Annotated in this window: 11 protein-coding genes; 1 reads left to right on the top strand and 10 read right to left on the bottom strand. The window is 29.0% G+C overall.

What is annotated here, in order from left to right; genetic code table 11:
* Positions 1–191 precede the first annotated feature (191 nt).
* Positions 192–470 carry a thioredoxin gene (gene trxA / locus Q0352_RS08535; protein ID WP_299526645.1) on the bottom strand — a complete coding sequence of 93 codons (279 nt, stop codon included), beginning with the start codon at positions 468–470 and terminating at the stop codon, positions 192–194.
* A gap of 54 nt (positions 471–524) precedes the next feature.
* Here trxA and Q0352_RS08530 point away from each other — a divergent pair, with 54 nt between their 5' ends.
* Positions 525–731, top strand: coding sequence for a transposase (locus Q0352_RS08530; protein WP_299526643.1), 207 nt, complete (start codon positions 525–527; stop codon positions 729–731).
* 454 nt (positions 732–1,185) lie between these two features.
* Here the strand turns inward: Q0352_RS08530 and Q0352_RS08525 are convergent, their stop codons facing one another.
* The 9 genes from Q0352_RS08525 to Q0352_RS08485 form a co-directional block, all read right to left on the bottom strand.
* Positions 1,186–1,716, bottom strand: coding sequence for a hypothetical protein (locus Q0352_RS08525; protein WP_299526641.1), 531 nt, complete (start codon positions 1,714–1,716; stop codon positions 1,186–1,188).
* Positions 1,717–1,731: 15 nt separating this feature from the next.
* A complete protein-coding gene (locus Q0352_RS08520) occupies positions 1,732–2,142 on the bottom strand; it encodes a hypothetical protein (RefSeq protein ID WP_299526639.1) in 411 nt (136 codons plus the stop codon).
* A gap of 15 nt (positions 2,143–2,157) precedes the next feature.
* Positions 2,158–2,343, bottom strand: a complete 186-nt coding sequence (locus tag Q0352_RS08515) for a hypothetical protein (protein WP_299526637.1) — start codon at positions 2,341–2,343, stop codon at positions 2,158–2,160.
* Positions 2,344–2,368: 25 nt separating this feature from the next.
* The gene (locus tag Q0352_RS08510; RefSeq protein ID WP_299526635.1) at positions 2,369–2,878 is read right to left on the bottom strand and encodes a DUF6653 family protein; all 510 of its coding nucleotides are present in this window, start codon (positions 2,876–2,878) and stop codon (positions 2,369–2,371) included.
* An 11-nt stretch (positions 2,879–2,889) separates the two neighbouring features.
* Complete coding sequence (locus Q0352_RS08505) at positions 2,890–3,735, bottom strand: DUF4249 domain-containing protein (protein ID WP_299526633.1); 846 nt, start codon at positions 3,733–3,735, stop codon at positions 2,890–2,892.
* 5 nt (positions 3,736–3,740) lie between these two features.
* Positions 3,741–6,110: a TonB-dependent receptor gene (locus Q0352_RS08500; protein ID WP_299526630.1), complete on the bottom strand. Its 2,370-nt coding sequence runs from the start codon at positions 6,108–6,110 to the stop codon at positions 3,741–3,743.
* 336 nt (positions 6,111–6,446) lie between these two features.
* Positions 6,447–6,950 carry a hypothetical protein gene (locus Q0352_RS08495; protein WP_299526627.1) on the bottom strand — a complete coding sequence of 168 codons (504 nt, stop codon included), beginning with the start codon at positions 6,948–6,950 and terminating at the stop codon, positions 6,447–6,449.
* Positions 6,951–7,179: 229 nt separating this feature from the next.
* The gene (locus tag Q0352_RS08490) at positions 7,180–8,373 is read right to left on the bottom strand and encodes an AraC family transcriptional regulator (RefSeq protein WP_299526624.1); all 1,194 of its coding nucleotides are present in this window, start codon (positions 8,371–8,373) and stop codon (positions 7,180–7,182) included.
* 234 nt (positions 8,374–8,607) lie between these two features.
* Positions 8,608–9,303: zinc-binding dehydrogenase (locus tag Q0352_RS08485; protein ID WP_299526622.1), on the bottom strand; the 696-nt coding region annotated here is incomplete at its 5' end.

The following is a 9,303-nucleotide window of genomic DNA, read 5'->3' as shown; positions in this document are numbered from 1 at the left end:
CAAATATAATATGCTATTTATTATTAAACAAGTTAATTCATACTATTTTTAATAAAAAAATATTAAATCTATCTCTTAGATTTAACCCTTTAAAAGCTCACTTTTTGCCGATGCTATACAAACAGATGCGAATTCTAAGATAAAAACAATATCTTTTCTCCTAAATAATCAGATTGTAAATCTTGCTACTACTAATTAAGTAACAATTCTAATTTCTCTATTAATACTTTTTCTGGGACTACTCCATTTAATGTATCAACTACTTCCCCTTTTTTTAAGAAAAATAAAGCGGGTATACTTCTTACTCCAAACTTTGAAGATAACTCACTATTTTTATCTACATTCACTTTTTGAATTTCAATGTTACCATCATATTCCTTCGCTAATTTTTCTACCGTTGGTAATAATGACTGACAAGGACCACACCAATCTGCATAAAAATCTAGTAATATAGGTTTATCTTGTTCAATTAATGTGTCGTAATCTTTACGGTTGAACCTGTATTTGGCACCCTAACTCAATTTATGGGACTCAGAAAAATAAACACTATTGGCTTACAGCAAGCAAATAAAGTAATGCACCTTTCAGCAATGGCTTATAACTTGAAAAAGTATCTAAAATTTATCTCCAAAACTGTAAAAAGTGATGCAAAAGCAATGCATCTTTTTGTTTTAGAATTAAAAGCCTTATTTACATCTCAAATAAGTGGATTGGTTGGCTTAAAAAATTGAAGCTCCAACACGATTATTAAAAACAAAAACCCCTTAAAAAGGAGTTTTTGAAGTATGTGTTATGATTTTTTAGTGCCTTGCGCAACGATTACCATTGTTAGCTTTAGTTTTGGATTGTTTCCTCAATAATCTCTATCAGTACAAACGGCCATCGTTTAGCGTAGAATGTTATTAACCCTCCATTTATCCTTTTTTGATGAATTGGAATACGTGCCCAAATATATTTAGAGCTATGAGGGTCTTTGAATGGTTTTTCAAAGTCGTATTGCCCTGACAAACTAAATCCCATAGATACCCCTTTATGCGTAAATGAATTTCTCAACTCAAATAAAAAATTCTCAACTAGCTAAATCAACACAAATTACATTAAATACTATGATACTTTTTGTAAATAATCATTAACAATATCCAATTTAATACCACTATATTCCACAAATTCTTCTGAATTAATTAATTAATTCATCGCAAATTGAAATTCTTTGTGTTTAATGTCATTTATCTTCTTATATAGAAATCTATCTATTCTTTTTGATAATTTATCTTCAATATTATTTGCTCTTCCTTTCTTTTTATATTTCATTTTTCCGTTTGCATTTATTAAAATTTGAATTGGAAAAACTTTAAACATATTTGTTTGATACATGTTGAATACCTTCTCATTTTCATCTTTAGATAAATATTTATAATGCGAAAGTTGAACTTTTAATAAATTGAATTCATTGTCATCAATTTTATCAGTAACGGCAATAAATTGTACATTATCATTTTTATATTTTTTAGCTAGTTTGTTTAGATTTTCAAATTCGTTAGGGTTTTGAAAATCCACAATGCTAATTACAATTATGTTTTCCTTAGAATCATACATTGATTCTTTATTGTTATCAAACGATGACATTGCTAATTTCTGTAATCTGTTTTGACCATATATGTTTACTGATAAAAAAATCACTATAAGCATACTAATAATTTGCATATTAAGTTTCATTATTTTAGAGTTTTCTTATTTATAATTCTTAATTCTTTTATCAATCATTTCAAAATTTGAAGCTTTAACATTTAAATGATTTAGTGACGCTTCTAGCGTACTTAAGACTTTATATTGTAGATTATTTGATGAGTAGATTGTTGATGTTACAACTTGCTCAGGAGTTTCTGTAAAGAAGGAAATCAAAAAACTTGTATCTAGTTTCGTGCTTTTGTGTATACAATTACTGAATCTTTCAACCTCATCAAATGTCATATCAATCTTTGACAACCTAAGGTCAATTAAGATTTTATAACTTATTTTAAATTCAACATCAATATTTAATTTTTTTATAAGTTCTTTAAGTCCTTTAAATGTTACTTCATTTTTAAATATTATAAGCACTAATTGTAGTTCCTTCAGTATTGCATATTTATAATTACTCATTATTATTAATAATTTTTATAACAAATTGCTATGCATATCATTTAGTGCCTCTATAGCTGTATTACCATAACCTCTTACAATTTCATAGCCATCTGAATCAATTAGTGATACAACATGTTCTTTGTTAATTAACTCAAACTTTAAATGTTTGAGTAGATTTGAATTGTTAATTATTCCTTCTATTTTTTTAGTATCATTCATAGAGACTCATTTAGTAGTTATTAAATTAATACTCCCAACTTTTGTAAATGGCATTGGTTTCTTTCATATCCTCATATAACCAAACCATTCTATCTAAATACCAACTTTTCCCTAAGTATGTTAGAGATATTCCATAGAATACTCCCCAAACGGAATAATATACAATTGCCCAAATAGCCAATCCCAAACCTACAGATGAAACTATATTTAGGATTTTTAATAAAGGTGTTTTATGTGTTTTTGGAATTTCAATTGTATCCCGATTTAAGTAAACTCGCTCCCCTAATACTGCTTTGGATGCCCAATTTTTAGTAGATGTTGCTTTGTTAAAAAAAATTGGGTTTATAAACATCCATAATATTGAAATAATGATCGGAACTAAACACCACCAACCTATCCATAGTCTTGACCAAAAAGCAACGATTATAATTGGTAACACAGAATATCGAGTCCATACACTCCAAGGATTCGCATGACGCATCCAGTTCTCATCATTTAAGTTGAATAGGTTAGCGAGTTTTCGTTCTATAGTCATATTAATTAAAATTATTCAAAGGTGTAACTATCTTTTACTACTTGTGATAATCTAAAATAACCGAAGGCATAATTTTCTGGACTCGTTGTGTTTGTGCAATTTCCTTTTAATGGTACTGGTGTTGTACTAAAAGGATCACCTAGACTTTCATATTGGACAATTAATAAACCTATATAATTGTAATATTGTTCAGATATACCATAAAATTCAACATCTACGATATCTCCAACTACAAATTCTTCCTGATTAATATCTTCATCTTTCTCTCTTTCATAAAATACCGTTGTTAGATTTCCATTTGTAAATTCATCTGAAATATCTAATAATATTGGTAATAAATCATTCTGCCTTTTAAGTTTGAATAAGTAATAATTTTCTTCTTCTATTGGATCATTAAAATCGGCATTTATTTCTAAAACCTCATTGTCAAAACCTTTTTCAGTTGTTTGATAAATAGCGTCAATATCTACTACAGACATCATGTTTTCATGAGCATTATATGTTTCACCTTCATATATTACTTCTAACGTATAGGATTGATTTATCTCAGGTATAAAATTTGAAACGGTATAATTCCCATTATTTTGATCTAAAAAAACAAATTCTGTACCATCATTGTCATTTGTTACTTTTACTGAAGCTCCTGTAACTATGCTAATTTCATCAGAATCAAAATACGGAGTTGATGTGCTTAATTTAATAGTTTGCTCATTTCCTAAAGTTCCTTTTTCCCAATCAATTGATGCTTCAATTACTAATCTTGGTGCTGCAACTTGGACTTCTACATCTATAACATCTGTACAAGACGTTAAAATAATGGTTAATAATAGTGCTATGTTTTTATAATATGTTTTCATTTTTATTAAAATTTAAAGTTATATGATACTGATGGTACAATTCCGAAAATTGAAGTTCTGGTAGCTTCGTTTGCACCAGTTTCTCTATTTTGACCGAATGATATAGATGCTGCGTTTTTACGATTGTAAACATTATTAATTCCAAAAACCCATTCACCTTTCCATTGTTTTTCAGGTCTTCTGTTTGGTGTATACGTTGCAGAAATATCTAGTCTATGATACGTAGGTAATCTATCTGAATTTCTTTCAGAATAACTTGCAATTCTTACGTCTTCATATTGATATTCTCCTGTTGGATATGTTACTGGACGCCCTGTTTGGAATACTAAATTAGAACCAAAAGTCCATTTATCATTAAATGCATAACTTCCTGTTAAAGAGATGTCATGTGTTCTGTCGTGATTCGATTTATACCAAGCTCCATCATTAATTCCTGGGCCACCTGCTGAACCACCTAAAGTACGTTGTTCAGATTTTGAATATGTATATGCTAACCATCCCGTAAATTTCCCTTCGTTTTTACGAAGTAAAAATTCTAATCCATAACCTCTAGATTCACCGTTTAAAATTTCTGTTTCAATAGTATTATTCCCTATTAAATTAGAACCGTCTATATAGTCAATTCTATTATCAACTGTTTTGTAATAAGCCTCAACTTCAAAAGAATATAGGCGATCTTTAAAGTTTCTAAAATAACCTAAAGCATATTGATCAGATAATTGTGGTTTTATAAATTTTCCACTAGGTGTCCAAACATCTAAAGGAGTTACAGATTGAGTGTTTGACAATAAATGAACATATTGAGCTGTTTTAGAATACCCTGCTTTAAAAGAAGATGATTCATTTAATTGATATGATAAAGAAACACGTGGCTCTAAATTGTTAAAAGTTATTATTTTTTCATCATTTTCAAATTCAGTTTCACCTATTGCAGTTCCTGCTTCATAAATACCTAATGTCTCATTAAAAACTACGGGTTTATTATCAGCATAATCTACTAATGATTGACCTCCTAATCTTGAAAAATTACTATATCTCAATCCATATTGAGCCGTAAGCTTGTCTGTAAGTTTGTGTTCTGCATTTATATACAATCCACTTTCAAAAGCCTTTTTTAAATCTAATTGTAAAGAATTAATAGGAGAACTTTCGGTTGTAGGATTTATTGCTCCTGGATCAAATTCATAATAAATAGCATTGGCACCAAAATCTAATTTAAATGCATCACTTGCATAATATTTAAGATCGTATTTTACATTGTAATTAGTTATAGATGAAACCCAATCAAATTCAAAAGCATCTATTGATAAGTCATAATCATATTTACTATAAATTAAAGATACGTTTGAAAATAATTTATCATTAAAGATATGGTTCCATCGTAAGTTTCCAGATAAATTTCCGTAGCTGCTTTCAAAACCTCCTGCCATATCAAAAGAATCTCTTCCAAAATATCCCGAAAGAAAAAGTTTATTGTTTTCATTTATATTATAGTTTGTTTTTAAGTTTAAATCGTAAAATTGAGCACTGTTGTCATTTTCTTCTGCAAGTTTCATAAACAAGTGAGCATATGAACTTCTACCTGCCAATAAGAATGAACCTTTATCTTTAAAAACAGGTCCTTCAACTGCCAGTCTGCTTGAAATAAGACCAATACCACCTGTTAATTTGAAATTTTTATTATTTCCATCCTTTTGACGAACATCTAATACCGATGAAACTCTACCTCCAAATCGTGCAGGGATGCCTCCTTTGTAAAGTTTTACATCCTTGATTGCATCTGCGTTAAATACTGAGAAAAAACCTAATAAGTGAGAAGTGTTGTAAATAATTGCTTCATCTAACAATACCAAGTTTTGATCAACAGCACCACCTCTAACATTAAAACCACTAGAAGCTTCACCATTATTAGTAACCCCAGGAAGCATTTGAATAGATTTTATGATGTCTACTTCTCCCAAAACAACAGGCATTTTTTTAATAGTGGCAACATTTACTTTAGAAACACTCATTTGTGGTTTCCTAATATTGACCATTTCAGTTTCTCCTGAAGAAATTACAATTTCATCTAATTGCATTGAAGCTTCTGTAATTTCAAAATCTATCTTTTGATTTTCTTTTAACTCAATTTCTTGAATCATATCTGAATATCCTAAATAAGATATTACTAACGAATAAGTACCCTTTGGAGCAGTAATGGAATAAAAACCATACTCATTACTCATAACTCCAATTGTTGTGCCTTTTAAATATACAGAGGCCCCAAAAACTGTTTCGCCATTATTTATATCCTTAATAATACCGCTCACGGTATTCGTTTCCTGAGCAGATATAATTGAGGTAAATAACATACATAACATTACTAATTTTTTCATTATTTTGATTTTAAATTATTTTACTATTTTATTGTTTATTTTATTTGAGTTCAAAATTATAAACACATTACCTGTTTAGAAGAACTTACCTATAAGTAAGGTGTTCTAGTTTATAAGGATGTGTAAATTTAATCTGATTTTCAGGTAGTTAAGTTTTATTAAATATTTTAGGGATCTTAAATCCGTCGGTTAATAATTCTAGTTATTTAGCATCTTATCATGCTTTTTTATCTGTTCTAAAAACTGTTTTACTACTAATTCACAAGAGATGTCTTTATCTCTGATTTGTTTCGTTAATTTTGTTGCGCTTCTAAAAATAATCTGAGTCATCGGGTTTTAATTTCTTTTAAGAATTACTTTACCATACATGTTTTCAAATTCACCTTGTTGATTTCGATCTACAAATTTTTCAGAGGATTCAAACTTTAACAATTCGCCATCAAATTCAATTTCAAGAAAAGCAGTGTTTCCATTTACTTCTAATGATAACAATGTAAAATCTTGATTAACTTTCCACGTACCACTAACAAATGAAATATCCTCTGTAGTTGTACAACTATATGCTTCAAGTTGCTCATCATAAGAAAAAGTGTTGTTTTCCTGGTAAAATGACAAATCTGATCTGAGTATTAATGTTGAATATCTACATGGAAGTTCTTCTAGAAGCTCTGTCGAATTTATACCATTGCTATTCATGTCATATAGTGGCTGATTGGAAATAAAACTTATGGCATTCCAAGTACCAGCAATTGTTTTTGGTTGCTCAGGTACATCATTTGTATTATTACAAGACGAAAAAGATATTACAGCGACAATTAAATATAAAATGTTGTTTTTCATGAAATCAAATTTTTAATGTATATGAATGACATACCGTGCTAATTTTGAACAAAGATGCGGTACTCTAAGAAAGAGAAAGTACTCGTATTCAAGGCATACAAAAACACAGGTTCTCGCCTATAAGAAAAAACAACTAAACATTTAATAATGTTGTAATTAGCTCAAAATAAATTATTAAAAATAAGAGTGTGAATTTACAGGGAAATCCAGTAATTGTTCCAGTAATTGGCTAAACACTAAAAAATTTCGTAGGTGTTTTTCCAGTAACTAATTTAAAATGCTTATTAAATGTAGATTTTGTGTTAAAACCACAATCATAAGCCAAAGAAATCATCGTATATTTTTTGTTATCTGGCAATGAAGCTAACCGAATAAATTCAGTGATTCGAAGTGAATTAATGTAATTATAAAAATTCTTGCCTTCCATTTCATTTATAACCTGGGATAAGTGGTTTGGGTGAACTTGAAGTTGTTTTGCAAGTTCAACTAGAGAAAGCGTGTCATTTATATATGTTAGCTTATTTTTCATTAGCTCATTCAAATTCGCATAAATCTCAGAGGCCATTTCCTCATTTAAACCAGATTTTTCATATTTTTCAGTTAAAACTTCTTTTTCTTGACTAATACTTATTGCTTGTGCATTTTCTTTTGAAGAAGTTAACACATTTGTAGTCGCAGATTCTTTTAATGATATCTGAGTTGAATAAATCATTTGCTGTTTTATTCCAAAAAAACCTAACAAGAAAACAAAAACCACAAAAGCTAATTGTCCTTGCATATCAAGCATCACATGGTCTTTAGGAAGTAATGTCGGTGACGTTATATCAATATAATAAACGAAAGCAACAAGACTAGACATAATAACCCATAACGAAGTAAGGAGAACAGCTAGTACTCTAATCCAATTTAAACTGATATTTTCCTCATAAGAAAACATTTTCCGAATCGTAATTTGATGTTTATTTAAGAGCCTAAATATAGCAACAAGATAAAGTGTTACAAATAATAAAATAATTCCAAGAACAAAATATTGATAAGTATTTGATGAGATATTAGTTACAAACTTTTCTTTATCCTCATAAGGAAGTTGGGCAAATGGAATAATACTAATATAAACAATAATGGTTGGTATAAGGTGAACTAACCATTTGGCTTTAAAAACGTTCTCGTTAGATATTAATGATTTTGTATAGACATACATTATAGAATAATATAAAACGAGCACTCCTGAAGGTAGATATCCATAATCAATGTAAAAAATAACACCTGCTTTGAAAGAAAAATAAACAAATGCTAAATGAACTGAAAAAAAGGAAAGCCATAAGGCCAATATTTTGTCGGATACTGATTTATGTTTCTTAGAAAGTACTAAAACAACAAAAAAAACAGCTTGAAAGGCACCTATCAATAATAATATTTCCATACACTGCTAATCAAGAATATAATTTGATTTATTAAATTCAATTGTTAACAAGAGAAGCTTTAAAAATATAGCTATAAAAATCCCTACTATAAAAAACATAACAATAAATAACTATTATTTGATTAAACTTAATTAATTCATTTGAAATCTATATTTCAAAAATACAAAAATAGTAAATTTAATTCTTACGATGTTGAAGCCTTTGAAGTATAAGAATAATTTAACAAAATAGACTTATTTATTCATATCAATTACAATTCTACCCGTAACCTTATGATTAGCAAGATGCGTTAATGCATCCTTCAATTCTTTAAGTTGTAATGGAATGACGCTGTCAAAAGGAATTCTAATATTGTGCTGAATCACAAAATCAAGCATCTCATTAATGGTTGTTGATGGTGCTTTTTCAGAAAATATATATGCAGGCCCAATGAATTTTGAAAAAATAGAACGTTTCATAATATAACTAAACATAGAAATTACTTCGCCCCAGCTAAGTTTTTTAGAGCCAATGTATTTCTCAGGTCCACAAACCGTTAAGAATTTTCCTTTTTTATGCAATACTTCTATAGATTTATCCTCCAAATTTTTTCCACCTACAGAGTCGAAGACCAAATCCATTTTCTTACCTTGATAATTCAGTATTTCACTGAAATTTTCCTTGGTGTAGTCAATAATAAAATCTGCCCCATTTTCTTTCACCATTTCAATATTACGAGTACTACACAAACCAGTTACAATGGCCCCTTTTGCTTTAAGCATTTGAGTTACCATACTTCCAATACCGCCAGAAGCTCCAATAACCAAACACTGGTCGTCTTTTTTTACTTTAGAAAATAGTATCATTCCATAGGCCACACAACCTGCAATTATTAACGAGACAGCTTCTTTATGTGACAATTCTATTGGTTTTAAGCGAATATTCATTTG

The sequence above is a fragment of the uncultured Lutibacter sp. genome, assembly GCF_937891065.1.
GTDB lineage: Bacteria > Bacteroidota > Bacteroidia > Flavobacteriales > Flavobacteriaceae > Lutibacter.
This window is presented reverse-complemented; position numbering and strand designations above follow the sequence as displayed.

Excerpts from the sequence above, each read along its gene's own strand:
- Q0352_RS08530 (WP_299526643.1), top strand. The coding sequence starts at position 525 with ATGGGACTCAGAAAAATAAACACTATTGGCTTACAGCAAGCAAATAAA.
- Q0352_RS08525 (WP_299526641.1), bottom strand. The coding sequence starts at position 1,716 with ATGAAACTTAATATGCAAATTATTAGTATGCTTATAGTGATTTTTTTA.
- Q0352_RS08520 (WP_299526639.1), bottom strand. The coding sequence starts at position 2,142 with ATGAGTAATTATAAATATGCAATACTGAAGGAACTACAATTAGTGCTT.
- Q0352_RS08515 (WP_299526637.1), bottom strand. The coding sequence starts at position 2,343 with ATGAATGATACTAAAAAAATAGAAGGAATAATTAACAATTCAAATCTA.
- Q0352_RS08510 (WP_299526635.1), bottom strand. The coding sequence starts at position 2,878 with ATGACTATAGAACGAAAACTCGCTAACCTATTCAACTTAAATGATGAG.
- Q0352_RS08505 (WP_299526633.1), bottom strand. The coding sequence starts at position 3,735 with ATGAAAACATATTATAAAAACATAGCACTATTATTAACCATTATTTTA.
- Q0352_RS08500 (WP_299526630.1), bottom strand. The coding sequence starts at position 6,110 with ATGAAAAAATTAGTAATGTTATGTATGTTATTTACCTCAATTATATCT.
- Q0352_RS08495 (WP_299526627.1), bottom strand. The coding sequence starts at position 6,950 with ATGAAAAACAACATTTTATATTTAATTGTCGCTGTAATATCTTTTTCG.
- Q0352_RS08490 (WP_299526624.1), bottom strand. The coding sequence starts at position 8,373 with ATGGAAATATTATTATTGATAGGTGCCTTTCAAGCTGTTTTTTTTGTT.